This is a genomic window from Streptomyces tendae, assembly GCF_014650435.1.
GTDB lineage: Bacteria > Actinomycetota > Actinomycetes > Streptomycetales > Streptomycetaceae > Streptomyces > Streptomyces tendae.
The window spans coordinates 18,217-42,461 of record NZ_BMUY01000025.1; the positions used below are offsets into that span (position 1 = coordinate 18,217).

General features: G+C 69.1%; 27 protein-coding genes. 23 read left to right on the forward strand and 4 right to left on the reverse strand.

Features of this window, described 5'->3' with window-relative positions:
* Positions 1 to 36: 36 nt before the first annotated feature.
* From IE258_RS38570 to IE258_RS38605, 8 genes are all read left to right on the forward strand, one after another.
* Positions 37 to 1,113: a hypothetical protein gene (locus IE258_RS38570; RefSeq protein ID WP_189750462.1), complete on the forward strand. Its 1,077-nt coding sequence runs from the start codon at positions 37 to 39 to the stop codon at positions 1,111 to 1,113.
* Positions 1,113 to 3,293 (forward strand): putative type IV secretion/conjugal transfer ATPase, encoded by a 2,181-nt coding sequence (locus IE258_RS38575; protein ID WP_189750463.1) that lies wholly within the window; start codon positions 1,113 to 1,115, stop codon positions 3,291 to 3,293. The genes IE258_RS38570 and IE258_RS38575 overlap by 1 nt, the downstream gene beginning before the upstream one ends.
* A 621-nt stretch (positions 3,294 to 3,914) precedes the next feature.
* On the forward strand, positions 3,915 to 4,376 hold the full coding sequence (locus IE258_RS38580; RefSeq protein WP_189750464.1) for an RRQRL motif-containing zinc-binding protein: 462 nt from the start codon (positions 3,915 to 3,917) through the stop codon (positions 4,374 to 4,376).
* A 239-nt stretch (positions 4,377 to 4,615) separates the two neighbouring features.
* The gene (locus tag IE258_RS38585) at positions 4,616 to 5,056 is read left to right on the forward strand and encodes an ASCH domain-containing protein (RefSeq protein WP_189750465.1); all 441 of its coding nucleotides are present in this window, start codon (positions 4,616 to 4,618) and stop codon (positions 5,054 to 5,056) included.
* 118 nt (positions 5,057 to 5,174) lie between these two features.
* A complete protein-coding gene (locus tag IE258_RS38590) occupies positions 5,175 to 5,837 on the forward strand; it encodes a hypothetical protein (protein ID WP_229892709.1) in 663 nt (220 codons plus the stop codon).
* Positions 5,834 to 6,295 (forward strand): Pycsar system effector family protein, encoded by a 462-nt coding sequence (locus tag IE258_RS38595; protein WP_189750467.1) that lies wholly within the window; start codon positions 5,834 to 5,836, stop codon positions 6,293 to 6,295. Before IE258_RS38590 ends, IE258_RS38595 begins: the two co-directional genes overlap by 4 nt.
* Positions 6,296 to 6,445: 150 nt before the next feature.
* The gene (locus IE258_RS38600; RefSeq protein WP_189750468.1) at positions 6,446 to 7,546 is read left to right on the forward strand and encodes a hypothetical protein; all 1,101 of its coding nucleotides are present in this window, start codon (positions 6,446 to 6,448) and stop codon (positions 7,544 to 7,546) included.
* A complete protein-coding gene (locus IE258_RS38605; RefSeq protein WP_189750469.1) occupies positions 7,543 to 7,896 on the forward strand; it encodes an ASCH domain-containing protein in 354 nt (117 codons plus the stop codon). The genes IE258_RS38600 and IE258_RS38605 overlap by 4 nt, the downstream gene beginning before the upstream one ends.
* A 202-nt stretch (positions 7,897 to 8,098) precedes the next feature.
* On the opposite strand, the gene IE258_RS38610 is transcribed toward IE258_RS38605, so the two are convergent.
* Both IE258_RS38610 and IE258_RS38615 read right to left on the reverse strand, forming a co-directional pair.
* Entirely contained in the window at positions 8,099 to 9,346 is a 1,248-nt protein-coding gene (locus IE258_RS38610) for a ParB/RepB/Spo0J family partition protein (protein WP_229892710.1), read from the reverse strand.
* Positions 9,343 to 10,506 carry a ParA family protein gene (locus IE258_RS38615; protein WP_189750470.1) on the reverse strand — a complete coding sequence of 388 codons (1,164 nt, stop codon included), beginning with the start codon at positions 10,504 to 10,506 and terminating at the stop codon, positions 9,343 to 9,345. The genes IE258_RS38610 and IE258_RS38615 overlap by 4 nt, the downstream gene beginning before the upstream one ends.
* 613 nt (positions 10,507 to 11,119) lie before the next feature.
* On the opposite strand from IE258_RS38615, the gene IE258_RS38620 reads away from it, so the two are divergent.
* The 3 genes from IE258_RS38620 to IE258_RS38630 all read left to right on the forward strand — a co-directional run bounded on the left by IE258_RS38620 (position 11,120) and on the right by IE258_RS38630 (position 12,333).
* A complete protein-coding gene (locus IE258_RS38620) occupies positions 11,120 to 11,299 on the forward strand; it encodes a hypothetical protein (protein WP_189750471.1) in 180 nt (59 codons plus the stop codon).
* A 93-nt stretch (positions 11,300 to 11,392) separates the two neighbouring features.
* Positions 11,393 to 12,031, forward strand: a complete 639-nt coding sequence (locus IE258_RS38625; RefSeq protein ID WP_189750472.1) for a 2'-5' RNA ligase family protein — start codon at positions 11,393 to 11,395, stop codon at positions 12,029 to 12,031.
* Complete coding sequence (locus tag IE258_RS38630) at positions 12,028 to 12,333, forward strand: hypothetical protein (protein WP_189750473.1); 306 nt, start codon at positions 12,028 to 12,030, stop codon at positions 12,331 to 12,333. The genes IE258_RS38625 and IE258_RS38630 overlap by 4 nt, the downstream gene beginning before the upstream one ends.
* 12 nt (positions 12,334 to 12,345) lie before the next feature.
* Here IE258_RS38630 and IE258_RS38635 read toward each other — a convergent pair whose 3' ends face one another.
* Entirely contained in the window at positions 12,346 to 12,678 is a 333-nt protein-coding gene (locus tag IE258_RS38635; protein ID WP_189750474.1) for a DUF6233 domain-containing protein, read from the reverse strand.
* 63 nt (positions 12,679 to 12,741) lie between these two features.
* Between IE258_RS38635 and IE258_RS38640 the strand changes: the two genes are divergently transcribed.
* The 12 genes from IE258_RS38640 to IE258_RS38695 all read left to right on the forward strand — a co-directional run bounded on the left by IE258_RS38640 (position 12,742) and on the right by IE258_RS38695 (position 21,133).
* Entirely contained in the window at positions 12,742 to 13,122 is a 381-nt protein-coding gene (locus tag IE258_RS38640) for a hypothetical protein (RefSeq protein WP_189750475.1), read from the forward strand.
* Positions 13,123 to 13,472: 350 nt separating this feature from the next.
* Complete coding sequence (locus IE258_RS38645) at positions 13,473 to 13,682, forward strand: hypothetical protein (RefSeq protein WP_189750476.1); 210 nt, start codon at positions 13,473 to 13,475, stop codon at positions 13,680 to 13,682.
* Positions 13,683 to 13,735: 53 nt separating this feature from the next.
* Positions 13,736 to 13,960: a hypothetical protein gene (locus IE258_RS38650; protein WP_189750477.1), complete on the forward strand. Its 225-nt coding sequence runs from the start codon at positions 13,736 to 13,738 to the stop codon at positions 13,958 to 13,960.
* Positions 13,961 to 14,067: 107 nt separating this feature from the next.
* On the forward strand, positions 14,068 to 14,268 hold the full coding sequence (locus tag IE258_RS38655; RefSeq protein WP_189750478.1) for a hypothetical protein: 201 nt from the start codon (positions 14,068 to 14,070) through the stop codon (positions 14,266 to 14,268).
* A gap of 472 nt (positions 14,269 to 14,740) precedes the next feature.
* Complete coding sequence (gene tap / locus IE258_RS38660) at positions 14,741 to 16,915, forward strand: telomere-associated protein Tap (protein WP_189750479.1); 2,175 nt, start codon at positions 14,741 to 14,743, stop codon at positions 16,913 to 16,915.
* Between the two features lie 2 nt (positions 16,916 to 16,917).
* Complete coding sequence (tpg, locus tag IE258_RS38665; RefSeq protein WP_189750480.1) at positions 16,918 to 17,508, forward strand: telomere-protecting terminal protein Tpg; 591 nt, start codon at positions 16,918 to 16,920, stop codon at positions 17,506 to 17,508.
* Between the two features lie 112 nt (positions 17,509 to 17,620).
* The gene (locus IE258_RS38670; protein ID WP_189750489.1) at positions 17,621 to 18,127 is read left to right on the forward strand and encodes an HD domain-containing protein; all 507 of its coding nucleotides are present in this window, start codon (positions 17,621 to 17,623) and stop codon (positions 18,125 to 18,127) included.
* A 234-nt stretch (positions 18,128 to 18,361) separates the two neighbouring features.
* Positions 18,362 to 19,327 carry a hypothetical protein gene (locus IE258_RS38675; RefSeq protein WP_189750481.1) on the forward strand — a complete coding sequence of 322 codons (966 nt, stop codon included), beginning with the start codon at positions 18,362 to 18,364 and terminating at the stop codon, positions 19,325 to 19,327.
* Positions 19,328 to 19,344: 17 nt separating this feature from the next.
* Positions 19,345 to 19,668 carry a hypothetical protein gene (locus IE258_RS38680; protein WP_189750482.1) on the forward strand — a complete coding sequence of 108 codons (324 nt, stop codon included), beginning with the start codon at positions 19,345 to 19,347 and terminating at the stop codon, positions 19,666 to 19,668.
* A 47-nt stretch (positions 19,669 to 19,715) separates the two neighbouring features.
* A complete protein-coding gene (locus IE258_RS38685) occupies positions 19,716 to 19,913 on the forward strand; it encodes a toxin-antitoxin system HicB family antitoxin (protein ID WP_229892711.1) in 198 nt (65 codons plus the stop codon).
* On the forward strand, positions 19,910 to 20,206 hold the full coding sequence (locus IE258_RS38690; RefSeq protein WP_189750483.1) for a hypothetical protein: 297 nt from the start codon (positions 19,910 to 19,912) through the stop codon (positions 20,204 to 20,206). Before IE258_RS38685 ends, IE258_RS38690 begins: the two co-directional genes overlap by 4 nt.
* A gap of 54 nt (positions 20,207 to 20,260) precedes the next feature.
* Positions 20,261 to 21,133 carry a hypothetical protein gene (locus tag IE258_RS38695; protein ID WP_189750484.1) on the forward strand — a complete coding sequence of 291 codons (873 nt, stop codon included), beginning with the start codon at positions 20,261 to 20,263 and terminating at the stop codon, positions 21,131 to 21,133.
* A 78-nt stretch (positions 21,134 to 21,211) separates the two neighbouring features.
* On the opposite strand, the gene IE258_RS38700 is transcribed toward IE258_RS38695, so the two are convergent.
* On the reverse strand, positions 21,212 to 23,668 hold the full coding sequence (locus IE258_RS38700; RefSeq protein WP_189750485.1) for a DEAD/DEAH box helicase: 2,457 nt from the start codon (positions 23,666 to 23,668) through the stop codon (positions 21,212 to 21,214).
* Positions 23,669 to 24,245 lie beyond the last annotated feature (577 nt).

Consider the following 24,245-nt stretch of genomic DNA (forward strand, 5'->3'; position numbering starts at 1 on the left):
CGCCGGGGCCGGCCCATCCCTTGAGGAGGAAATGCCATGTACTCCCTGACGCCTGGCTACCGTGTGCCCGCCCTGCAGCACGGTCTGAGCCCTGTCGAGACCCTGTTGACGAAAGCCAACGCCGGCGTCGGGAGCGCCGTCCTGATGTCGGCCGTGCTCACCCCGCCCCCCATCTGGGCATTCGGTGCGGTCGGCGCTACCGCCGCGCTGCTCAACGTGGCGCCCGGGCCGCGCTCGCTCGCCCGGTGGGCGGCCGTCGGCTACCGGCGCCTGCGGGAGCGCACCGCCCCGGCCGCCATGACCGACAACGCGGGGGCAACCTCGACCTGGACGCTGTACCCGGAGCACGGCACCATGCAGGACACACAGCTGCGCGCCGCCTGGCACGAGGCGTTCTCCCGCGCTCTCGCGTTCGCTGGCGACCAGGCCCGCGGCGCCGGGATCCAGGTGCACGTCACGCACCACACCACCGTCGGTGAGTACACCGACCACGCACAGACGATCTCCGTACACGTGCCCAAGGGCCTGGTTGGCCAGCCCGCCCGGGTCGTCGACACGATGGCCCACGAGTTCGCCGGCCTCGGGGCCCTGACCCTGGTGGAGCCGGAGCCGCTGCCCCTCGTGACCGCGCGCGGCGCGGGATGGGTCGCTCTGGACGACGGCCGCCACGCCAGCACGGCCCGGATCACGGCCTGGCCCGACGAGACGGGCGGCGACCTCATGCCCAAGCTCCTGCTCGGGCAGGGCGCCGAGGAGCGGTCGTTGTCCGTCCTGTACCGGCCGCTGCCGACGGGCCAGTCCCGCCGGTCCGCGAAGTGGCAGCGCGCCGCCAGCGAGGCCTTCGTCACCGACAAGGTCAAGCAGGACTCGCACGACCTGGCCAGCAGCGCGATGCACGGCGCGCTGGTCCAGGGCGCCACGCTCGTCGACGTCGACGCCTACCTGACGGTGTGGGGAGACAGCCCCGAGGCCGTCACCGACGCACGCTGGCAGGCCTCCCTCATGGCCGACCGGCACCGCCTGGGTCTCGACTGGCTCACCGGCCAGCAGCACCGCGCCCACGTGATGACCACCCCACACGGAGCCTCCACCAGGAAAGGGGCGATCCTCTGATGATTCGCCTGCCCTCCAGCCACGCCGCGATCACCGCACCGCTCGTCACCTCCAACGCCCGCTTTCCCGGCATCCCGATCGGCCGCTCGCTCCTGGACGGCCGCCCGTTCCACCTCTCCCCCGCGATGACCGACGACGCCGTCTTGCCGTCGACCACCAGCCTCGCCCTGGGCGGTCTCGGCTCGGGCAAATCCACGACGGCAAAAGTCCGCGCTCGCCGCGAACACCACATGCACGGCCACCAGTACGTCGTCATCGATTCGTACGGGGAGGAAAACGCTGGTGAGTGGGTGCCCCTGACCCACGCCCTCAACGGCAAGGTTATTACGGCCGGTTCGTTCACCCTGAACCCGGTCTCCGACCTGTTTCCCCGAGAGGTCCGCGAGCAGCTCGTCCGCTCGCTCATCGCCGCTGTGGAGCCCGGCGCCCTCACCCACCAGGCGACCCACGCTCTCCAGCATGCCCTCAACCACCCCAAGGCTGGGAACCTCAATGGCCTGGTGGATGCGCTGGTGGAGCCGGAAGACGGACGGTGGCCGGCCACCAAGCTCGCTGAGTGGGGGGAGGGCGCCGCCATCGCCCTGTCCCGCTACACCGAGGGATCGCTGCGCGGTCTGTTCGACGGAGACAACGCCAGCCTCCCCGAGACCGACCTTCCCATCCTCTGCTTCGACTTCTCCCGTCTGGACCGCAACAGTCCGGCGATTCCGTCGCTGATGGCAGCGGTGGCGTGCTGGGTCGAGCACGTGTGGCTGCCTCAGTCGACCGCCCCCCACCGCCACCTGGTCCTCGAGGAGGCGTGGCAGATTCTGCTGTCACCGGCCACCAGCGAACTGATCCAGCGGCTGTTGAAGTTCAGCCGCAAGATGGGGCTATCGCTGGACGTGGTGATGCACACGCTGTCCGACCTCGGGACCGGTCCGGCGCAGGATCTGGCACGACTGTGCGAGGTCGCCCACATCGGGCGCCTCGGGCCTGAAGAAGCCGCTCTCGTCGGCACCTTGCTCAACCTCCCTGACTGGGCCATCGCCAAGATCCCGACCCTGGACCCCGGGCAGGCCGTGTGGAAGGTCGGCCCCGACTACGTCGACATCGTCCAGACGGTGATCAGCGAGGACGAAGCTCGGCTGACCGACACCTCATCCCGTCGCCGCCAGGCGCAGCAAGCCCTCGCTGTCGAGCAGGACACCGCCACACCCGCCACTGCTCCCGACGTCTCCGAAGACCAGGACCAGGAGCAGGAGCAGGACACCGCCGTGCTCCCGGCCCTTGACCAGGACAGCGCCATTGATGACGACGCGTGGGATTGGGAGATGCCTCCCAATGTCATCGACACCCGTCACCAGGACGCCATCCAGGCCGCACGGGAGGGGCGGTGCAGCGAGGCCGCCGACCTCGCCGCGCTCGGGGAACGCGAGGACATCCACGCCCACGGCATCAACTCCGACGAGGCCATTTCCTGGCTGTCGACCCGGGCCAAGGTGGCTGAACTGTGCGGAAGCCCGGACCAGGCCATACAACTGCGCGCTACCGTCGCCCGTATGGGCAAGGAAGTTGAATGGTTCGAGCAGACCCAGGACGATGACACCTCACCGCAGTGGCACCGCGGACCCGACCCGGTGACGCCCACACCGCCTGCGGAGTACGAACCGTCAGCGAAGGCACGCCGGCGCACCTGGCCCTACATCGCCGCCATCGCGGCTCTGGCCATCGCCGCCGGCGGAGTATGGCAGAGCGCTGCGGACGACAAGAAGGAGCAAGCGCAGCAGGAGAAGGCAGCCGCCTACAAGGGGGTGTCCGCTGTAAACCTCAACATTGACGGAGTCGAGACCGAAACCTTGGCGAAGTGGAGCAAGGACGGTAAGTCCGTGGTCCTGTCCGTCTGGGTCGACTCGGAAGAGAAGCCGAAGTTCGTACGGATCGACTCCGGCGACCAGAAGGCGCAGGAGAAGGTGACTCCCTTGGAAGAGGGCCAGATCCCCATGCCCACCCGTCTGGAGGTGAAGGTGCCGGTCGAGGACCACTACGAAGCGGTACGGATGACCGTTGCCGTGGGCGGCCCGCAGTGGAAAGAAGGCAGCCGGGCCCCGGGGCGCACGATCGAGTTCCGTCCGGATCGGACCGCCGTCGACACCGAGACAGGCAAGGAGCTCAAGCAGCACTACTCCCGGCTGCTCTGACTCTGCCCCATCCCGGCGCCTGCTGCTGATGCCCCGTACCTGGTGTGCGGGGCATCAGCGCGCTATGGCGTCGAAGCGTTCTCCGGGCGCTCCGTCTGGTCCTCACCCCCTGCCCTGCTGCGGGATGCGAGGACTGTTCAGGCCGCCCGGCCTTACGCACGACAACTCCCAGCCCTCCCCCAGTGATTGGACAATTCGTGGCAGTCATAGGCGTTCTGCGGGAGCCGACCCCGCCGACCTGGTGGCAGGCGAACCGTCACAAGCTGTTCGGCGTCGCCGGATTGGTGCTCGGCTACATGCTCGGCAGCCACTTCGGTGGCACAGCCGACCCGCAGCCGTCTCATCCCCGCCCGGGCCACAGCACGCCTGCGCCCTCCGCTCCCGGAACGCACCGCACACCCACGGCCCCTGGCTCCACCGCCTGACAGCTCCCCACAGCGCTGCGCCCCGTCAGACCGAGGCTCTCGGTCTGACGGGGCGCAGCGCTGTACACCGACGTCTGGAGGTACCGCACGTGCTCATCCCCCGCCCGCGCCGCCGCATCGGCCGCCCCCGCCCCACCGTTCCCGGCCCCCGCTACCCGCAGCCTCCCCGGCGTCTGCCCGGCGCCTGGCGACGCTGATGGGTAAGCGAGCATGCCCCCGCCGTGATGTTCCGGAACGGTTACCGCGCGGCGCTCAGGGCCTGCCCGAGTACGACCGGGGCGCTTGCCCCGACCACCTCGCCACCCGGCGGCAGCTGCGGGACCGGAACGTCAGTCCCGGAGGGCACAGGCCGGTGGCCATCCTGCGCTGTGCGCGCTGCCGCTACGTCCCACAGTGGTCCTGCACCCACCGCAGCCGCGCGTGGCTCTACGACCTGCGGGTGGCCCGGCCCAAACGGGTGCCGACGCTCGCGCAGGAATGGGCGCTGGACCGGGCCATGGCAGCGAGACAGACCTGTCCCGTGCCGTCCTGCCGCCGGCGCTACATGTTCTGTCTGCCGCTCAAAACTCTGGGCTGCTGTTTGGAGTGCTGGGACGGCACGCCGGCCGACCCCTCCACCTACATCGCGCCCCGCCCCGCGCATCAGCTGGCCGCGTGACTCATCGGCAAGGGCGAGGGCCCGGGACGGCGGCAGCATCGGCAGACGTACGCGACCGCCCCGGACCGCTGCGGACACCGTCCCGGCGACCGCAGCGCTCTTCAGTGTGCCCCCGGCACGTCACCCCATGACCTGCCCGCGCAGGCGGCACTCCTACGACCCCCGTTCCGCCTTCACGCCCCGCGCGCAAGCGGAATACCGACTCACCGAACCGTCACGACACGAGAGGACGACTCCTCATGAGCCAGGCCCGCTTGCCCGAGGGCGACTGGATCCGCGGCATCAGCGTGAAGCAGCCCTACGCTGCGGCCATCCTGACCGGCGCCAAGCGCGTGGAGAACCGGCCCCGGCCCTGGAAGCCGGGCTGGGTGCTGCTGCACGCCAGCAAGACCATCGACCAGCACGCCCGGCGCCTCCCGCTGGTGGCCCGCACGATCCGCGACCGCCAGCTGGTGACCGGCGCCGTCCTCGGCGTCGCCCGGATCACCGACTGCCACCAGGACACCGACCGGTCCACGCCGTGCTCGGAATGGGCGCACCCCGGGGCCTGGCATCTCGTGCTCGACGACGTCCAGGAGCTGCCCCTGCCCGTTCCCGCGCGCGGCCAGGTCGTGCCCTGGAAGCCAACGCCGGCCTTGGTCCGGAGGGTGTTCCAGCAGTTGCCCGGCTTCCAGCCGTGAGCACCCACCACTGCCCCCGCCAGCGCCGCACCTCCACGAGCAGCGTGCCCGACGGGCCGGGCAGCCCGTCGTTCCACACCACCGAGCAGGAAGGCATGACCGTCCGATGATCCGCCACATGTTCCGCCGCTGTGGCCACGCCCGTGGCGGCCTCTCCCCCGAGGACCAGGCCGCCGTCGACGCGTTCCGCGTGATGCTCGCCGCCCTGCGCTCCCCGGAGCCCTGGACCCCAGGCAGCGCGCAGGACATCGCCGTCCACGTCGGCCCGTTCATCGAGCGCGCCCACACCCGACCCGGCGACGACCACGGCCCCGACCTCATCGCCGTAGCCCTCCAGGACCCGGATGGCCCGTACCCGCTCTACAGCGCCCGCCGCTGGAAGCATGGTTGGCTGCGCTGCGAGACAGCGAAGATCCTCGGCGTATGGAACCCGGCCTACGCCGTCCTCACTCACGCTGCCGCCGGCCTCGACCTGCCCGACGACGTCGGCATGGCCCCCGCGCATTACGCCCTCTACATCGAGGCCCGCCGACGCGACGACAGCCTCGACGGCCACACCGTGCTGCGCATCGGCCCGTACACCCAGACCCGCCACGCACAGCAGGACTGCGACCGGATCACCGCCGCGCTGGACGGACGGGAGACCACCCTCGTGCCCGGACACCGCGTCTCCGTGCGGTTCGCACCGTTTGACGTCAGCGACCACCGACTGTTCACCGACCCCTACAAGGCCGACGTCGTCGCTCTCCTGGCCGCCATCATCGAAGGAGCGACCGCATGACCACCACCCCCGAGGCCACCGCCGACAAGAACCTGGACGCCGCGTGCGCCGCCGTCACAAGCGAGATCAGCCGCACGGACAGCAAGGCCGCCCTACTGCTTGCTTTCAACGGGGCCGCGTTGGCCGGCCTCGCCACGATCGCCAGCCATGACTTACCCACCGCGACCAAGGCCGTCGGTGCGCTCGCCGTCCTCGCTCTGGGCACTGCCGCCGTGCTGCTGCTCCTGGTCGTCCGCCCCGCGCTGCGCGGCGACGACCGCGCGTCCTTCCCGTACTGGGCACGCCTGACCGACGACGACACTGTCCGGGCCACCATGCACAGCGACACCCGCGCCGCTCAGATCCGAGTCCTGTCGGCTATCGCCGTCGCGAAGTTCCGTGGGCTGCGCCTCGCCATCAACTGCACCCTGGCGGCCCTCGCCCTGCTCGCTCTCGCCGCCACGGTCGCCCTGCTGTAACCGCGACCTCCCGGCAGTCAGTGCCGCAGGTCCGCCTCGATTTCCCCGAGGCGGGCCTGCGGCACGACTGAGCCCCCTTGTTCGACCCGTCCACGTTCACCGGCCCGGCCCACGCAGCCATCGGTCACCGACACGAGACGAGGCAACACCGTGACACTCATCAGCCCGAACACCGTCCTCGCGAACGCCCTGACGCACGTAGAGGACGTCCTCGCCCCCCGCATCCGCGCCGGCAAGCCGCAGCGGATCGCTCTGGTGGTGGGCACCCAGATCAACGGCGCACCGCACGCCGGCACTTCGCTGGTGCAGTCGATGGCCTTCGCCACCGCCGCCCGGCTCCATGACCGCCACGGCCTGCCCGTGGAGGTCCGCTTCTCGGCACTGGACAACGCGCCGCACACCCTGATCACCGACCCCGTAACGGGCCACCGCTACCAGCGGGCCTACGCCCAAACCCTCGGCATGGACGGCATCACCAGCCTGGTCGACGCCCTCTACCGGCCTCTGTTCGACGCCCTGTCGGATCGACTGGCCGTGCCGTACGGCGTGGAGACGTACTCGCAGCAGCAGGCCAGCAGCCTGTTCCGGGAGACATGGCTGCGCGTCCTGCCGCGCCTGGAGGCCGCCCGCTTGTGGCTGGCTCCCTCCACGGGAGTGCCCCATGTGCGGGTGCCCTGCCCGCAGTCCTGCGGGTGGGCGGAGAAGTACGCGGAGCGCACCCACGTAGAGATGGCTGGCCGCAGTCTGGCCCGCGTGTCGGCGGTCTGCCTGCACCACGGCCCCTACACGGCCATGGTCACGCCTACCGGCGGCGGCTACCTCGACCTCGCCACCCTCTACCGGAACCTGGTCAAGGAGCTGGCCGCGCTCGCCGAGCCCGATGTCCTCCAGGTGATGGTCAAGGGCACCGACTGGATGCCCGGGAGCCTCCTGGTCGACGGCGCCCTCCAGGCCGTGGGCCTGTCCCAGGGCCAGCTGCCCGCGCGGCTGTTCTGCCCGATGATCGTCGCAGAGACGGGCGCCAAGCTGTCCAAGAGCCTGATCCGATCCGGGGACGCGGCGTTGCCCGCAGGCGCTGAGCCCTGGATGCTCGATACCCGGAAGTGGCCCGGCACCGTCGGGGAGTTCGCGGACCGTCTGCTGCACCTGGCGGGGCTGCTGCTCTCCCACCCCCGGCACTTCTTCCGCTCATACTCGGCCGCGGAACTGTCGCGGCTGATGTCCGTACCCCAAGGGAGCCCGACTGCATGAGCACCACCTCGGCCCGCGTCCTCGAACTGAACCTGTACCCCCAGTACTTCGACCTTGTGGCCGCCGGCCGCAAGACCCGAGAGGTCCGGGTGAAGTACCCCAAGTTCGACGGCCTAGCGACCGGTGACCTGATCCGTTTCGCGGTGAAAGGGACCGACCAGTCATGCCTGACGCGGGTCACACGGGTCGCTGAGTACCCATCGTTCGAGGCCCTTCTGGACACCGAAGGCCCCTCCCAGGTGAACCCCGAAGCGACCCGTGAAGAGCAACTGGCCAACATCCGGCGCATCTACCCGCCCGAGAAGGAACGGCTGGGGTGCCTGGCTATCGGCATCGAACTGGTCCACTGACCTGCAGACGACGAGGGGCAGGCCCCTTGCCGCGTCGTACATCGCAGAAGGCCCCTGCTACCCGGTCTCCGGGTTGGCAGGGGCCTTCTGCGTTCTTGCCAGCCTAGGGGCGAGCACTACCAAGATCATTCTTGCCCAATTGGGCAAGTTCCTCGCTGTGCACCCGATGACTTGTTGTCCGCGGACAACAAAGCGTCGGTGGTCAGAGCCCCCGCACGTCGTCGGGGAGCCGATGGAGCACACGCTCGACTCGTCCACGGAGGATCCCGATCAGCCTGTCCGCATTCTCCCGATCCACAGCAGCTGCGTCACGGTGCACTGCGGCGAGGTTCTGCATGCTGTTGGCGAACTCGGTGGCCTGTCGCACGCAGGCTTCCAGGGCCACGAGTGGATCACTCACCGATGCGTCGGCTGGCGCATCCGCGTGCGAGGTACGCGGTGGGTCTTCGTGAGCTTTGGCTTGTGCAGGCACAGAAGCTTCTGCACCGGACGGGGCCGCCGATACGGGATCTCCTGCCGTGGGAGCGGGGCGTTCCGCTGGTTTGTTGTCCGCGGACAACAAACTGCCGTCCTTGAGATCGGCCGCAGCGCTACTGGGTGGAACTGGCGCTGCGGGCGTCGAGCGTCCCTCTTTGTTGTCCGCGGACAACAAGTCCTCGCTCTTCCCGGCCTGAAGCGCCAGGAGCTTGCGCCGTTCCTCAGCCTTCGCGAGGGCTGAGGCTTCCTTGGCGGCCTTCAGATGATCCAGGAGTGTGGCCGCACCGAGACCAGGGTTCTCCCTGGCATACCGGGCCAGCGTTCGCCCGTCTCGCTCGGGGAGGGAGCCGGCGCTCAGCATTGCCTGCAGCTCGCCAGGTAGCTCCAATAGCGCCAGCTGGTTGGTTACCCATGAACGGTCCTTCCCGAGCTGCTCAGCCGCCCGGGTCCTGGCTCCGCGCTCTCCTTGCTCCGCGCACACAGTCACCAGTTGTTCGACGCCTCGTGCGCGCTCGATGACGTCGAAGTCCTCCCGCTCGAGGTTCTCCTTGAGCAGGTGGTTGATGAATGCCTCGCGACTGGTCGCCAGGTCGTCGCGGACGACGAAGTCGAGGGAGTCCAGGCCGACGTGGACGGCGCTGTGAAAGCGACGCTCGCCGTTGACCAGGACGTGGGCAGCCTCGCCGATCCGGTCCTCATGGTCGGGCCACAGTGCGAGATAGGCGGAGCGTGACACGGCGACGCATGCAGCCAGTTGCGCGTGCCGCAGTTCCTCGCCGAAGCGGGTCTTGTCCTCGTCAGTGCCGAAGTTCCGGCGGGGATTGAGAGGGGTGGGGGAGACCTCGTTCAGTTGCAGCCGGACCAGCTCATAGACAGGGACGTCTCCCTGCGTAACCGCTTTGGCACGGCCGCGGGCGCTGCGTCGGGTCTTGCTGAAGGAGGAGCCAGTTCCTAGCCTGTCGGCGACGCTCATCCGCTGATCCTCCGGGCGATCGATCGCATTGCTTCAGCCTGCTCGCAGTAGGGGGCGTGGGCCAGGAGAGGGGCCTTCACCCGTACCGCCTCCCGCTGATCCTTCAGTTCTGGAACTACGGCAAGGACGGGAGGCTCGCCAACCTTCTTCCATTCATCCAGAGAGGAGGTGGCCACGTAGCCCTTGCGGCTGTCGTACATGTTGACGACGAAACCGAGCTGGCTGATGGCGACGTCCAGGTCTGCAGTCAGATCTTCGATCTGCTCTTCGAGCATGTCGTAGGCGTCTGCCGACGAGTCCTCGGACAGCACGGGGATGACGATGCCGGAGGTGCCTTCCGACTCGCCGTCTCGGGTGCGGCAGTAGTAGATCGCGGTGTCCATGCTGTAGCCGAGGCTGGGTGGGCAGTCCACGACGATGAAGTCGAAGTCATGCTCCAACGGTTCGAGCGCCTTCTCCAGCGCCGTCTCCTTCACTCGCACAAAGCGGCTTGTGGCGAGCTTGGCGTCTAGCAGGAAGGCGTCTTTGCACGCCGGCAGTAGCCAGAGGTGATCCTCGAAGTCGCCACCCTTTATGGGCACCAGTAGGTCGGCGAGTGCACCGTCCTTGACTTCACCGAGCATGTGTTTCGCCAGGCTGGGCTCATTGATATCGATGAGGGGATGGCCGAACTGCTTTGTCAGGTGTCCCTGTGGGTCGAAGTCGATTAGCAGCGTGCGGCGGCCGGACTCCGCCAGTGCCTGAGCGACGCCAGCAGACACCGATGTCTTGCCCACGCCGCCTTTCTGATTGCCGAAGATGACGCGCCGTGCTCCGGTGACCCGCTGAGGTGTGGGTCGTGGCGAGGGGTGCTCGTTCAACCACAGCCTGATCGACTGGGCGATGCCCTGGTTGTATGAGATTCCGCGAGCCTTGCAGTCGCGCTTCAACTTGTCGTAGAGCCCCGTCGGCAGATACGTCGCGAACGACGTGCCGCCCGTCGTATCGACTAGGGGCCGGCCCCTGGACTTTGACTTGCGCCACGCCTCCACGCCATGGGTCACGGCGTCCTGAATGTCTGTATCCACTTCGGCAGCGCGGACCTTGAGCTCCTTACGAAGCTCGGCAGGCAGCTTGGCCACTACCTTTTCCCGATCACCGGGGTCATACGGAGCTGTCATGGCGCTACCTTACTAACTGAATTGGCGCTGGAAGCAACAACCATGACGGTGGGGAAGGTCTGGCTCCCGCATCACCCCGAGCGGGTGATCATCAAGCAGACCCCGTGACTCTGCCCCGGACGTCAAAAGTTGGTCGGACGTGACACGACTGATGATCGCCGCCACTGCGGCAGCCGCGTTCGCCACTACCGCCTTGTTCGCCCCAACAGCTGATGCCACCCCGGCTCCTGCTGCGGCGGTCACCGCGCCCGCCAAGGCATGCACCATCAAGTGGAAGGTCACAGGGAAGAAGGTCGCGGTCCGGATGCCGGAGGGCAATGCACCAGTCGCAGCGCCCGACTCCCCGGTGGTGCGCTACCTCTACCGCGGGGACGTGGTGCGCTCATGCGTGGAGGCGATCGCCCGCACGCAGAGCGGTCCGGCGTACCGCAAGTGCGGTCGCGGAGGCCACATCTGGAGAGTAGTCCGGGGCGGCCAGGTGCCGGCCACGTGCCTTAAGAGGATCTAGACGGCGAGACGGCAGGGGCTGCTGCCGAGTGCTGCGGCCCCTGCACCGCACTCGCCGTCTGTCTCACGGCGGCTGCGGCCCGCCGATACGGGGCAAGGTAGGTTCATGAGTGACCAGTGGGAGTACCAGTTCGTATCGTTCCCCGCTCCGGATGATGAGCAGGTAAACGCGACGCTGGCGGACTGGGGAGCACAAGGGTGGGAGCCCGTGCACCATGCGGTCGCGACGGACCACCATGGGATCCCGACGTACTACTCGTTCCTGTTCAAGCGCCGTCTCGCCTAGTCGGACAGACAACCGCGGTGGCGGCCGGCGAGGCGTGAACGGCACGCGGTCCGGCGTAGCGTTCGGCGAGAATCAATGCCCCATGTCCGGGCGATGCAGAAGGTGTTGAGGGTGGAAGACTTCTTTACGCGGGTGGGGCGGGTCTGGCCGGCGGGGCGGCGTGATCTGCACTGGCACCTCCTGCCGACCGAGGCAGAGGCCCGTGCTCTGACTGTGCCGTACGCGGAGGTGGTGAGTCGGCCGGGGCTTCAGCCGGTGCCGCCGCAGTGGATGCACTGCACGCTTCTGCACGCCGTTGGGGCTGGCCGTAGCGCGGTTGACACGGACGGGCTGGTGGACACGGTCCGGCAGTACGCGCAGACGGTGACGCCGTTCACGCTGACATTCGACCGGCCGGCGGTCGGCCCGGTCGCCGTGGAGATCAGCGGCTGGCCAGGGCAGCCGTTCGCCGAGCTCGGCACGGCCGTGACTGAGGCTATGACAGGCAGCGGTGTGCCCTTCACCGCCGCGCGGAGCCGCTACCCCCACATGTCGGTCGCCTACACCACCGAGGGCGCGGAGGACGTGGACGCTATCGCCGTCAAGGCCTCCCTGGCAGATGTCGCAGGGCCGCTGTCCGCGACGGTGTACGTCGACCGGCTGCACCTGGTGGAGCAGTGGCACGACGGTGCCCACATCACATGGGAGCCGCTCGCGGAGGTACACCTCGCAGGAGCCGGAGCGCCGGCATGACAGGCTTCCCGGGCACACGCCCCATCAAGGCAGACACCGTGCACGTGGTCGCCGACACTCTGGCTGTGACCATGACCGGCGGCATCATCTGCCAGGGCACCCTCCGGAAGGGGCTGGGCTTCGTGGAGCTGGTCCTGCCCGACGCCGATCCCCAGCAGCGACGCGACCTGGAGCGCGCAACGCGGTACACCTTCGAACTGTGGCGCGGCGGCACCCTCCTGTATCAGTCCCCGCCGCTCACGGTCCACGAGACCCGCAGGGACGGCGACGGCGCCCTGGTCGTCACCGGAGCACCCCGGTAAGGCACGTCTCGCCTAGTCGAACATGCGCAGCGCCCTGTCCGGCCGACAGTGCGAGCACGCCGTGACGCCGTCCGCGAGGGCGCGCCGGGCCTGTTCCTGGTCGATGCCCTTGCTGCGCGTGCCCGTGTTCCAGCAGCCGCCGACGTGGACGTAGACGGGCGGGCTGCCCTTGTTGAGGCCCTGTTCCAGAAGCCAGGCGGGCGGGGCCGGCTTCTCCTCGATGCCGCGTTGTCGTTCGGCCTCGCGCCGTTCTTCCTCAGCGATCCAGCGGCGGGTGCGGTCCAGGTCCCGCAGCTGCACGCGCTCCAAAAAGCGGAGCAGTGTGAGACGCGCTGGATCGTTCATGTGTTCGATCCTATGCTGTGGTGGTCCTGCAGCAATCCAGGGGTGGGCGAACGGAGAGACGACATGGAGCCCGCCGACCTGCTCGACTGCCACGGCATCAAGCCCGCCCGCCTGGAAGCGGCACCGCCTCCACCTGCGCGGCGAGAGACGCTGGCCCGCGTCCAGGAAACGCCACCCCGGTCCTGCGTGGTCTGCGGTGACCCTGCGGCCACCGCCCGGGTCGTGTGCTTCACGGGGGCGGGGCCGCGCTGGGTGGATCTGTGCTGGGACGACAGGATGGCGGTCCGTCCTCGATGCCGTGTCCCGGCGACGCTGGAGGGCATCGCCGCAGACCTGCGGGCGGCGGCCCAGGAAGCCGGCCTGCCGGGGGCATCGTCGCTGTCGTTCTATCCTTCGTTCGAAGCGGCTGCTCGTGGCCGCCGGACCGGCGAGGAAACCCGATGACCGCCCCTGTACCGCCCACCAGCGAGCCGGACACTTCAGCGCGCACGTGCCCCAGCGACCAGATCGGCCCCTGCTCCACGTGCCGCCGGCCGACCCACAAATACGGCTCCGGCGCTGGCTCCCCGTTGTGCGAGTACTGCGACGCCAAGGCAGTCCGACGCTGGGGTAGGACACTGCGCGCCGTCTGACACGCGCTGAGCGGTGAGCGGGCCTGAGCCCGGAGGCAAGATTGCCGATCCGGCCGATCTGGCGGATATATGCGGCCAACCTTGTACGACGCAGATGTCTGGGCTGTGCATGGTGGCTACAACCTTGACCAGGGGCGTTCGCTGAGCTGGTGGGGGTTGTGCGTGCTAACCATCAATGTTGCCGTGCTGTTGGCGGTCATCATCGTGGTGCGGTTGCGCCGACGGACCGAGGCGCGCAGCCGCAACGACGAAAAGCTGACGGTGCTGATCGTCCTGGTCTTCGGCATCGTCGTCGCGCCGACCGCCTTCGGGCAGGGCGTGCTGGACTTCGTGGGCCAGCTGGTCTCCGGCATCAACGACACCGGCCGCTGACGGCCCCGCACACACTGCTCGCACTTCCGGGCCGCCAGGAGCATCCTGGAGGCGTGACCCGCGCGCCCATCGTCGTGCACCGGCCCTCGATCTCCGGGGGGCGACGGGTCACGGTGCACCGGCCCGGCCGGGACGAAATCCTCGGCACCGCCCACAGCGATCACGACCTGGTGGTCTTTCTTGAAGCCGCCGGCATCGAGGACCCGGAAGCTGTTCTGGATGACTCACGGTGGGTGGAGTGGCGCGGCGGCCCGGCTCACGATTTCCGTGCCGCCTGACCCAGCCGTCTCATTCGAGCCACGAGGCGTGCAATTGCACACCAGCGCATCGGCGGCGCCGTAGCGTGAGTGGTGAAGAGGGATGACGGGCGCGGGGGAGCGGACGCATGGATGTCGATTGGGGTGCCTACCTGTACGGTGCTCACTACGCCGCATACCTGGACCACCTCATGCACTGCAACGACTGCGGTCCCATGCGCTGCGCGGTGGGCGCGGACCTGTGCGCCCGCTACCTCGCCTCCCCGGACACGCACACGGCAGCTTCTTCTGGCCCCGTGCCCGGCGCCGGCGCGGAAGAGCCGCGCTGACCTCTCCCGGATTGGCCCGCCAGGCGTCCGGGTGTGAGCGGACAGGCTCACACAGAGCGAGCGGCGCCTTGGATACGCCCTGGACGCGCCGGACCGGTACTCATCACGCCGGTGACCGGCCCCGATCCACCGCCGTACGCCGGTGGTGGCCACCAACGCCACCCGGAGGCCACCAAGGACCGCGAGGGCTTGATCATTCTCAAGTTCACCGCGGTCAACTTGGTCCAGGCCCCGCCTGATCCGAGCTTACCGAGCCCTCATGCCCAGGGGCCCGGAAACAGGCACTGATGCGTGCCTGCACGCGGGTCCGCTGCTCGGGAGCTGACCCAGGCCCTTGCCGTCCCGTTGCGGGCATACGCCGGCGCCCGGCTGTGTCGCCTCACTCCTCCATGCCCTCAATTCGAGTGAGTTATATCGAATGGCTAAATCCAGGGCTAACGTCCTGTTAGGTTGGTGGTTGGAGGTGAGGCGCATGGCAGCGTCGCAGGAGGAGCTGTTCGGTCTGGTGGATGCGTTGTTGGAGGAGGAGCCGTCGTTGCCGCCTCCTGCGGAGCGGGCGCGGCTGCGGGAGGCGGCGGGGGTGACACAGGCGCGGTTGGCGGCGGCGTTGCGGTCGACGGCGCAGACGGTGAAGAACTGGGAGAACGGGCGTTCCGAGCCGCGGCCGCCGCGTCTGGAGGCGTATCAGCGGCTGCTGGCGGGGTGGGCCGCGAAGTACCCGAACCCCGCCACCACTGCCCCCACGGCGTCGCCCGGGCAAGGGGCGTCTACTGCGCCGCCCGTCGCCGCAGCCCCGGCAGCTGCTCCGGTGGGCCAGGGCCCTGCCGGTCAGGAACCCGCTGCCCCGGCAGAGCTGCCCGAGCCGCCGGTGCAGTCGTCTTCCGCTGCGGCGGCCGGGACCGGCACCGCTGCTGCCCCTGCTGCTCCCACGCGTCCGGCTGTCCGCAAGACGGGGCCGGTCCGCAAGGCTGCGGTCGGGGCGGGTGTGGAGGTGGACCCGCGGTTCGCGCATGGCCCGTTGCTGGTCCTGGACGGTGACGGGACCGCGTTCGGGGTCGGCGGCCTGGTCGTGGACTGCCCGGCCACCACGGTCCCGCAGCTGGTCAAGTGGACGCTGGAACAGCCCGTGGGCGCGCCCGCCCTGAACCGCTACGGCCGCCCCTCCGACCCGCTGGTAGTCCTCACTGCCGAGGCGGCGGTGCGCCTGGGTCTGCCGGAGCGGCTGGAGGGGCACGAGCAGCGGGCGGGACTCCGGCTGCCGGACGACCACCCGGTGGTCAAGCAGGTGGCCAGGGCGAAGTGGAAGCTGACCCGGCGGGGGTTCGGCCCGTGGGCCCGGATCTACCGTCCCGCGAAGGCCGGCCAGCGCCAGTGCGTCCAGCTGGCGATCCTGTCCTGGGGGGCGCTGGACACCCGCTCCTGGCCCGGCGTCGACACCATGGACCCGCCGGAGATCGCCCGGGTGCTGGGCACGTACGCGGCCCGGGTGATCACCCCGCGCGGGGGGACGGCCGTCAACGGCCTGGAGCTGATGACCGCGCTGCGCCCGCCGACCCGGCCCGTGCGCGAGGCCGCGTCCGGCGCGTGGAGCTCCGGCCACAACCCCGGCTCCCTGGGCACCGAGCCCATCGACCCGGCCCCGCCGGAGGCCCCGATCGAGCACCCGGTGGCGCAGGGCTGGGAACGGGGCTTCCTGGACGAAGAGGTGTTCCAGTGGGTGCGGGACATCGACCTGCTCGCGGGCGAGGAGGCGTTGCAGCCCTTCGCGCTGGGCCTGGACGTGAACGCCGCGTTCCTCGCCGCCACCTCCCGCCTCCAGGTCGGCCTGTGCCCGCCCGCGCACGAGACGCGCCCGGTGTTCGACAAGAAGGTCCCCGGAAGCTGGCTTGCGGACCTCTCCCACATCGAGCTGGACCCCCGCCTGCCCAACCCCTTCACCCCCTCCGGCCGGCGGCCGACCGGCCCGGCCTGGTACGAGACCCACACCCTGGCCTACGCCCAGGAACTCGGCCACAACGTCGACCCCCTGGAAGGGTTCCTGCGCCGGGAGGCCGGCGCCTACCTGGACCCGTGGCACGACCGGCTCAAGACGGCACTGCTGGCCACCCTGGACGACCTCGGCGTGCGCATGGGCATGGACGACACCGCGTTCCTGACCGCGATGGACCAGCTGCGCCACCAGGACCCGGGCGCCCTCGCGGTCCTGGCCGCAGTCAAGGCCACCGCAAAGGGCGGCATCGGCAAACTCCGCGTACGGGCCAAGGGCCTCCACTACGTCAAGGGAGAGCGCTGGCCGCAGCTGGAACGCCCGACCTGGCGCCCCGACATCCGCGCCGCGGTCATCAGCAAGGCCCGCGTCAACATGCACCGCAAGATGCGCCACATGGCCTCCGCCGGCCTCTACCCGATCGCGGTCCTCTCCGACTGCGTCGTCTACCCCAGCCCCGGCCGCAGCCCGCTGGACGTCCTGCCGTACACCACCAGCGGCAAGCCGCTGCCCGGCTCGTTCCGCCTCGGCGTCCAGCCCGGCCTGGTCAAACTCGAAGGCGTCCAGACCATGGCCTGGGCCGTCGACCTCATCGAACAGGGCCACAACCCCGCACAGCTCATCAAGGGCACCGACGCCGTCTGGGACGAAGGAGAGTAACCGTGGCACGCACCATCCGCCCCCAGACCGCAGGCCAGGACGACGCCCTGATCGACCAGGCACTGGAGAGAGCCGGGCGTCACGCCTTCACCGCCGACCCGCCCAAGACCCTCAAAGGCCAGATCAACTACCTGCTGCGCCAGCTCGGCACCGCCCGCGCGGTCGCCGCCGAACTCGGCATCACCGCCGACTCCGTCAACCGCTACCGCCGCGGCGCCCGCAAACACCCGCCCCGCCGCATCCAGGACCGCATCAACGACGCCGTCCGCTCCCGCTGGCAGCCACGGGTGCGCGAACGCGCCCGGCGCCGCGCCGCCGCACAGAGCGGCATGACCGTCGAATTCCGTGCCACCTTCGGCTACAAGGCGCCGATCGGCACCACCGACGAATCCCGCGAGCGGCTGCTCACCGTGCACCTGCCGCCCGCGTGGGCGGGGCGCCTCCTGGACGCGCAGGCCGGCCGCTCCGGCGAGAGCCCCAACGAGGTCCTGGCCGCCGCTGCGGGCGAGCTCTACTTCCGCGACGGCGGCACCCGCGCGGGGAACCTGGACGTGGAACTGACCGGTATCGACTACATTGCCGCAAAGTTCTGAAAACCCACCCCAACTCCCTTAAGGACACGCACCCATGACCCACAGCGACAGCACGCTCAACGACCGGGACACGAGCCCGCTGGCCGCGTACGACCAGGAGGCGGCGGAGGCCCTGGCCTCTGTCCGTGAGATCGAGGTTCTGGCCGACGGCGCGCATGCCGGGCAGACCGACAAGATCGGAGTGCCGTACATCGAGCACGTCCGGGCCGTGGCCGCCGGACTCAGCCCGTTCGGCGACGAACTCGTCATGGCGGGCCTGCTGCATGACGTTCTGGAAGACACCGACTGGACCGCCGAGCGCCTGCGGGAGGCAGGGGTGCCGGCCCGGGTCATCGAGATCGTCGAGGCGGTGACCAACCAAGCGGGGATGGCCTACGCCGAAAAGATCCGCCGCATCACCGCAGACCCCCAGGCGACACTCGTGAAGATCTCGGACAACGCGCACAACTCCCGCCCGGACCGGGCCGCGCAGCTGCCCGCCGACAAGCGGGAGCGCCTCGCAGCGAAGTACCGCTCCGCACGCGCCGAACTGTGGCCGGCCGCGAACCGGGACGACATCGAGGCCATCATCCGCATCGTCAACCCGTCGCTGCTCGCCGAGCTGGACGTCCATCACTGAGCTGGAGCGACCGCCGGATCCCCAGGGGCGTCTACCGGACAGACTGGGATCCATGAGCGCTCGTACGGCGGTCACCGCGACCGTACGCGAGTGGGCCGCCTCCTGGTGGGGCGCCGTACACAGGTCAGGCCCCCGGCACGCCAATTGCCGGGGGCCTGACCTCCATCTCACTCAAACACCGCTCGACCTGCACAGCAAGCATCCGCCCGACCTAGTGACCAGGGAGATCACCCGATGGCGAGCCTGCACGACACCACCACTCCCACGACAGCCCCCACGGACGACGGCACGAGCACAGGGGCCGGCCCCGGCCGGAGCCGGCCCCACTTCCCGTCCTGGCAGGACGTTCCCGCAGGGATCTACGCCACCGAGACCCAGCTGAAGACGATGGACTTCCCGCGCCGGCCCGGCCCGCCCGCCGCCACCGTCAAGGGCCGGGACGGACTGGGACGGACGGCCACCCTCACCCTGTACCGCATCGACCAGTCGGTACCCACCGCGTCCACAGCCGCGCAACTGGCCGCCGCCCGCCGCCGCGCCGACCCCGCAGCCCGCGTGTGCGCGGACTGCGGCGCCCGCCCCGACCGCGCCCCCATCGCGACGGAAACCTACGGCGCGCTGTGCCCGACCTGCTGGCACATCCGCACCCTGCGCCAGCGCCAGGAGGAAGCCGCCCGCGACCGCACGGCCGCCATCCGCACCGCCCGCGCCCTGCTGCGCCACAGCAGCCGGCCGCTGGGCGTGCTGCACGTCGACTACACCGAGCGCGGCCACACTCCGGCGGGAACTCGCCGTAGCCCGTCGGCGGCCAAGGTCACCGTCATTGGCGCGAACGGCCGGGTCCTCGCCGAACCGTTGCTGCGCCTCGTCTCCGCCCGCGCCAAGAGCATCCCTCCGGGCGCCGGCGACCCGGTCTCGGGCGCCGACGTCCTGGCCGCGGTCCTGTCGAAGCTCACCGTGCTGATCTGGTGCCACCGCGACCTGGACGACCTGTCGGCCGGGCTGCGCTCGCAGGGCGCCGCTTGGCCCCTGCAGTCCCACGGGCACGTCCATGAGATGTCCATGCTGGCCACCGCGTGGCGCGGCGAGGTCCACCAGGACGGCGCGCGGCCCGTGGCCCTCGCACCCGGGCGCGCGGACCGGATGCTCTATCTCCTCAACCAGATCACCGACACCGCCCTCTCCGCGAACCGGAAGTGACCTTGGAAGGCCATCAGATGAGTCCGTGGGAGAAGTGGGAGACCGCCGCGAAGGCCATCCTCGCCGACCCGGCCGTAGCCCGGCTGCGCGACCAGATCGACCAGGAGGAACACCGCCTCGGAGCAGAGCTGCGCCCCTCCTTCCATGCCTGGCAGGAGCGCTACGACGCTGCCGTACGGGACGGTGACCTAGCGGCCCTCGCACGTGTCTGCCCCGCGAAGCACGGCCAGTGGGGGCGGATCTGCGTCCTGGACACCGGGCACGACACCACCGCCCCGCACTGGGGGACCACTCGCGACGGCCAGTGCGTGGCCTGGATCGGCACCGCCCCCGACGACTAGACGCCACCGCCTTACGCCACCACCAGCCGGTGTCTATCCTTGCTGTCATGTCTGTCACCACGATGACCCTGCGGGTCCCCGACGACCTCGCCCCCTCCATCCGGGCCGCCGCCTCCGAGGCCGGCCTGTCCGTGAACGCCTACGTGGTGCGCGCCGCCCGCCGCGCCGCCACGCTCGACGCCGCGAAGCAACTTGCCACGCTCGGTCTCGGCGACGACCTGGCGGGCGAGGGCGACGCCCTGTGAACCGCGGGGAAATCTGGGCACTCCCCGACGGCCGCAACGTCCTGGTCATCAGCCTGACGGGCCTCGAAGAGGCGTACGGCGCCGTCCTCGCGATCGTGCTGCACGACAGTGGCCGCTACCCGGACACTGCCATGTCCGTCGTCATCGGCGACCCGCTCCCCTGTACCGCCGTCGCCGTCAACATCGTCCAGCTGCGCACCGAGCGGTTCGACGGCGCCAAGCTCCTCGGTCCCGTCGACACCGCGGCCATGGCCCGCGTGGACGCCGCCCTGCGCGCCGTCCAGGACCTGTAGCCGAACAGGAAAACCGCAGGATGAGCAAGGTGGTGCGGAAATACACTCGTCTGCGTGACAAGCACATGGCGGCGGCTGACGGACCGCCTCAACGGCAAACAAGAACCAGAAGCCCTCTACGAAGAGCTTCCTGATCATCTGTCTGTTCCCTTGAGGCAGTGGTCCATCACAGTCCTACGCAACTACAACCTCGTTGGCCTCGTCTGCCTGCGCCTGCGGCTGCCGTCCAAAGTCCTCAACAGCCAATCCCCGGAGGGGATGCTCGCCAACTACCAGGACAGCCGCAACCCGATGATTTTCATCGAAATCATCGATGCGCTCCTGGCGGGTCTCGCGGACGTCAGCCCCTTCTCATCGGGGAGGTACAACGGGGTTACTGTCGGCGATCTCCGCAATGAGTTGGACCGCATCCTTCTCGAAGGAGGATCGGCCTACATGATCAACCCGGAAAAGAACGGGTTGTGCCGCAGAGTTGATGAGACCTTGAGGCAGTCGCTGGAGGCCGCGGTGCAGGCTGCGGACAAGCAGACTCAGGGCGCAAGCGCGCACCTCCGGGAAGCATTTGCCGCTGCCTATGGGATCAATCCCAACCCCAGTGTTGCCTACTCCCAGTCCATCAAAGCGGTAGAAGCCGTAGCGAACCCCATTTTCCTTCCTAAATCACCTGAGCCCACGCTGGGGGCCGTGCGGTCGAACCTTGACCAGGGCAGGAAGAAGTACGAGATGGTCGTGCATGACCGATCAGGGGCGCCCGCAGAGATCAATGCAGTGGTCGAACTTCTCAACCTTCTCTGGCATGGCCAGCGCGACCGTCACGCAGGCGGCCCTACGAGTCGACCAGTGACACAGGAAGCCGCCGAAACCGCCGTACACACCGCCGCTCTGCTGGTCCACTGGATAGCAACGGGCGCGATTCGCAAGAAGTAGCCCGTCAGGGCAGGTGCTTGACACAGTGTGGGGCTGCTGCCGGTCCGGCGCAGCCCCACACAGGATCTGCGATCCTCGCTACGCCGATGCCCACTCCAGTCCGAGTGCGGCGAGTGCGGCGAGTTTGTCGCCGGTGAGCTTGGCCCGGCGGCTCTTGTGGTTGGACAGGAACACCCCCAGCTTCACGACGTGTTCCACGCCGTCGACCACGACGGTCTCCTCGTGCCCCCTGGAGGGCGTCAGGGAGCCCGTGCGGGCCTTGTACTGGGCCAGCGCCGCAACGCCCCGCTCGAAGGCCGCTGAACCGCCCCGAGACGCATTCACGGGCGCTTCCTGCTCCGGGGGCAGCGGCGTGACACCCAAGGCGGTCAGGCGCTCGCGCTGGCCCTCCGCCAGGCCCTGCCACACCACGTGCTCGCGCTGCCGCTGAAGCCACCGCCCCACATCGTCCCCCTGCGACGTCACCCCCGGCACGATGTCCGCCAGGTCCGCCCCGAGCGCCACCAGCCGGCCCACACCGGCATAGTGCCGCTGCCAGTCCACCGGCCACACCGGCCGCCAGTCCTCATCGATCGCGGCCAGCTGCTCCGCACGCCGGCGCGCCCGGGCCGGGTCCTTGCCCAGACCGCCCTTCTTGCGGCAGTTGGCCAGCCACTGACCCACCGGACGGTCCAGGGCCGTTGCGGTGACCGGAGCGGCCAAGGTGCCGGTCTCCGTGAAGTAGGCACGGGCCGCGGCCAAGTTCTCCTCCCACGCCACCTCCGACGGCTCCCACACCATCCCCAGCTCGTCCAGGTCCGCCGCACGCTCCACCGCCATCGTCCCCGCCTGCACCGCCCGCCGCTGATCCGCCAGCCACCGACCCAGCGGGAACGAGTGCCCGTTCGGCGTCAGCTCCCGGTGCTCGTACGGCACCGACAGATGCCCCGTCCGACTGCGGTAGGCGACGGCGGCCCGGTGGCCGGCCTTCCAGTTGGCATGCTCCGGCTGCAACAGGTTGTACCGGACGAACCGAGCAATCAGGGCAGGGTCCCGGTGCGCACCGAACCGGAGCAGCACCCGCTCCTCCTCCTCACCCTCCGCAGGCGCCTCGCCCAGATACGAAGGCTCCTGCCCCTTACGCTGCATTCCCTCTTGCGGAACCGCCAGCATTTCAACGGCCCGCTCATCATGCGCACGCAAACCGGAAAGAACCTTCACCAAAGGCCGATAGGAAATCGAATACGGCATGTCTTCCGCCGTCTCATCCGACCCTAGAAAAACCGGCACAATCAACGTCGCCAATTTCCCCTGGCCCGGCTTCTGCCGCAACGCCCGACCAATCGCCTGCACAATATCGACCGCCGAACCCTTCGGATCAATCAGAGCAACCGAATCCACCGACGGCACATCCACACCCTCACCGAGCACCCGGCAATTCGACAACACTGCACGCCCGGCACGACCACCGAACGCACGCAGCCGATCCGCCCGCACATCGGCGTCATGCTCACCCGACAACCACTGCGCCCACACCTCTTCGGGGTACCGGCCGGCGTCCTCGGCATGCAGACGCTTCGCCGCCCGCTCCAGCCCCTCCGAAAAGGCGCGCGCCTCGATGGTGCGGTGGTGGAAGGTGATGCAGCGCGTCAGGTCATGCTCGGACATCGTCTCCAACAGCGCGGCCTGGAGGACCGCCAGGCGCTCGCCCCGCACCGTCTCCTCGTACCGCTCCTCGCCATACAACCGCTCCGGAGTCAGGCTCTCGTCCCGCAGCTCGGCAACCACGATCTGGTAGCGGGCCAGCAGCCCCCGCGCGATGGCCTCCGACAGGTCCAGCTCGAAGAGCACCGGCCCGTAGACCGCCTCATCGTCCATGGAACAGGCCATCTCCTCCGGCAACGGGTCATGCACCGGCTCCTCCCCGCTCGCACGCTCCCCGCGACGCCACCGCGGCGCCGGCCGCTCCATCCAAATCCGCGGAGTCGCCGTCATGTACAGCCGCCGCATCGCCGGCACCAGCTCCTGATCGTGCACCGCCGCCCACGCCTTACCCAACGACCCACTTGTCCGGTGCGCCTCATCCACCAGAACCAGGTCCCACACATCCATCGGAAGCCCGTACTCGCCACGGTGCGCCTCGATCAGCACCGGCAGCGACGCGTACGTCGCAAACACCGTCACCGGCCCCTGCCCGTGCCACAGCGCCAACTGCGGCGCACTCGTCGTGGATTTAACCTCCAGCGCGAACAAACGCGGATCGTCCTCCATCGAACACACCGCAACCGCCGGACCCAGATGCCCGAAAGCACGCCATTCCTTGACTGTCTGCGCCAGCAATTCCAGCGTCGGCACCAGCACCAGAACCCGCCCATGCGGAACCAGACGCTTGACCGCCGCCGCACCGATGAACGTCTTTCCCGTGCCGCACGCGCTGACTACGGTCCCCCGCAGTCCCTGCGGGGGAATGCGTTTCCCTGGAGGGATGTCCAGGCCCGTCACGATGGCGTCGACTGCCTCAATCTGGTGGGGACGGAGGGTGAATTCTGCCGCCATTGTGAGTGTCTCCGTTCGAGAGCGGGGCGGGTGGGGATCTGTTCGTGATCCTACCCGCTGCATCATGTGATGTACAGGCTAGATGCATCAGGACAGCAGTTCGGCTGATACTCGCTCCTCCGACAGGCAAGGGTGCTACGGTTGACGCGGTTGCATGAGGTTGAGCAAGGCGGGGCGACATGAAGGGGTGGCGAGCGTGACGGACTGTCGGAGCGTCAGTTGCCGCACTGTGGAAGGTTTGTGCAGTCCCGCATCCCCTTCACCCCTGTCGCGGCGCCGGCCTCGGTGGGGTGGTGGTGACCGGTTCGGGGTTCTACCTGGCAGCAGAGTTGATGCATCATCAGCCCGCCTCCTGTTGCCGCTGCTTGTAACCGGCAGGGCGGGAGCGCAAGCGAACGCCCTCTACCCGCCTCGGAATTCCCCCGAGCATTGGAGCGTAAGCGGAAATGCAATTCCCCGCTGTGCGGGGAATTCGCGAAACGCGTAAGCGTTTCGCGAAACTCCGGAAATGCTTTTGAATTCGCTGTGCGAATTCCCTTGCATTTCCAGGCGCTAGCGCCTGGTATCCCGCTCCGCG

Coding starts and splice junctions, on each gene's coding strand:
- IE258_RS38585 (WP_189750465.1), top strand. CDS start 4,616: ATGAGCCAGGCCCGCTTGCCCGAGGGCGACTGGATCCGCGGCATCAGC.
- IE258_RS38590 (WP_229892709.1), top strand. CDS start 5,175: ATGTTCCGCCGCTGTGGCCACGCCCGTGGCGGCCTCTCCCCCGAGGAC.
- IE258_RS38610 (WP_229892710.1), bottom strand. CDS start 9,346: ATGAGCGTCGCCGACAGGCTAGGAACTGGCTCCTCCTTCAGCAAGACC.
- IE258_RS38685 (WP_229892711.1), top strand. CDS start 19,716: ATGTCTGTCACCACGATGACCCTGCGGGTCCCCGACGACCTCGCCCCC.
- IE258_RS38595 (WP_189750467.1), top strand. CDS start 5,834: ATGACCACCACCCCCGAGGCCACCGCCGACAAGAACCTGGACGCCGCG.
- IE258_RS38630 (WP_189750473.1), top strand. CDS start 12,028: ATGACAGGCTTCCCGGGCACACGCCCCATCAAGGCAGACACCGTGCAC.
- IE258_RS38700 (WP_189750485.1), bottom strand. CDS start 23,668: ATGGCGGCAGAATTCACCCTCCGTCCCCACCAGATTGAGGCAGTCGAC.
- IE258_RS38575 (WP_189750463.1), top strand. CDS start 1,113: ATGATTCGCCTGCCCTCCAGCCACGCCGCGATCACCGCACCGCTCGTC.
- IE258_RS38640 (WP_189750475.1), top strand. CDS start 12,742: ATGGAGCCCGCCGACCTGCTCGACTGCCACGGCATCAAGCCCGCCCGC.
- IE258_RS38655 (WP_189750478.1), top strand. CDS start 14,068: ATGGATGTCGATTGGGGTGCCTACCTGTACGGTGCTCACTACGCCGCA.
- IE258_RS38570 (WP_189750462.1), top strand. CDS start 37: ATGTACTCCCTGACGCCTGGCTACCGTGTGCCCGCCCTGCAGCACGGT.
- IE258_RS38580 (WP_189750464.1), top strand. CDS start 3,915: ATGGGTAAGCGAGCATGCCCCCGCCGTGATGTTCCGGAACGGTTACCG.
- IE258_RS38680 (WP_189750482.1), top strand. CDS start 19,345: ATGAGTCCGTGGGAGAAGTGGGAGACCGCCGCGAAGGCCATCCTCGCC.
- IE258_RS38605 (WP_189750469.1), top strand. CDS start 7,543: ATGAGCACCACCTCGGCCCGCGTCCTCGAACTGAACCTGTACCCCCAG.
- IE258_RS38635 (WP_189750474.1), bottom strand. CDS start 12,678: ATGAACGATCCAGCGCGTCTCACACTGCTCCGCTTTTTGGAGCGCGTG.
- IE258_RS38620 (WP_189750471.1), top strand. CDS start 11,120: ATGAGTGACCAGTGGGAGTACCAGTTCGTATCGTTCCCCGCTCCGGAT.
- tap (WP_189750479.1), top strand. CDS start 14,741: ATGGCAGCGTCGCAGGAGGAGCTGTTCGGTCTGGTGGATGCGTTGTTG.
- IE258_RS38625 (WP_189750472.1), top strand. CDS start 11,393: ATGCAGAAGGTGTTGAGGGTGGAAGACTTCTTTACGCGGGTGGGGCGG.
- IE258_RS38615 (WP_189750470.1), bottom strand. CDS start 10,506: ATGACAGCTCCGTATGACCCCGGTGATCGGGAAAAGGTAGTGGCCAAG.
- IE258_RS38675 (WP_189750481.1), top strand. CDS start 18,362: ATGGCGAGCCTGCACGACACCACCACTCCCACGACAGCCCCCACGGAC.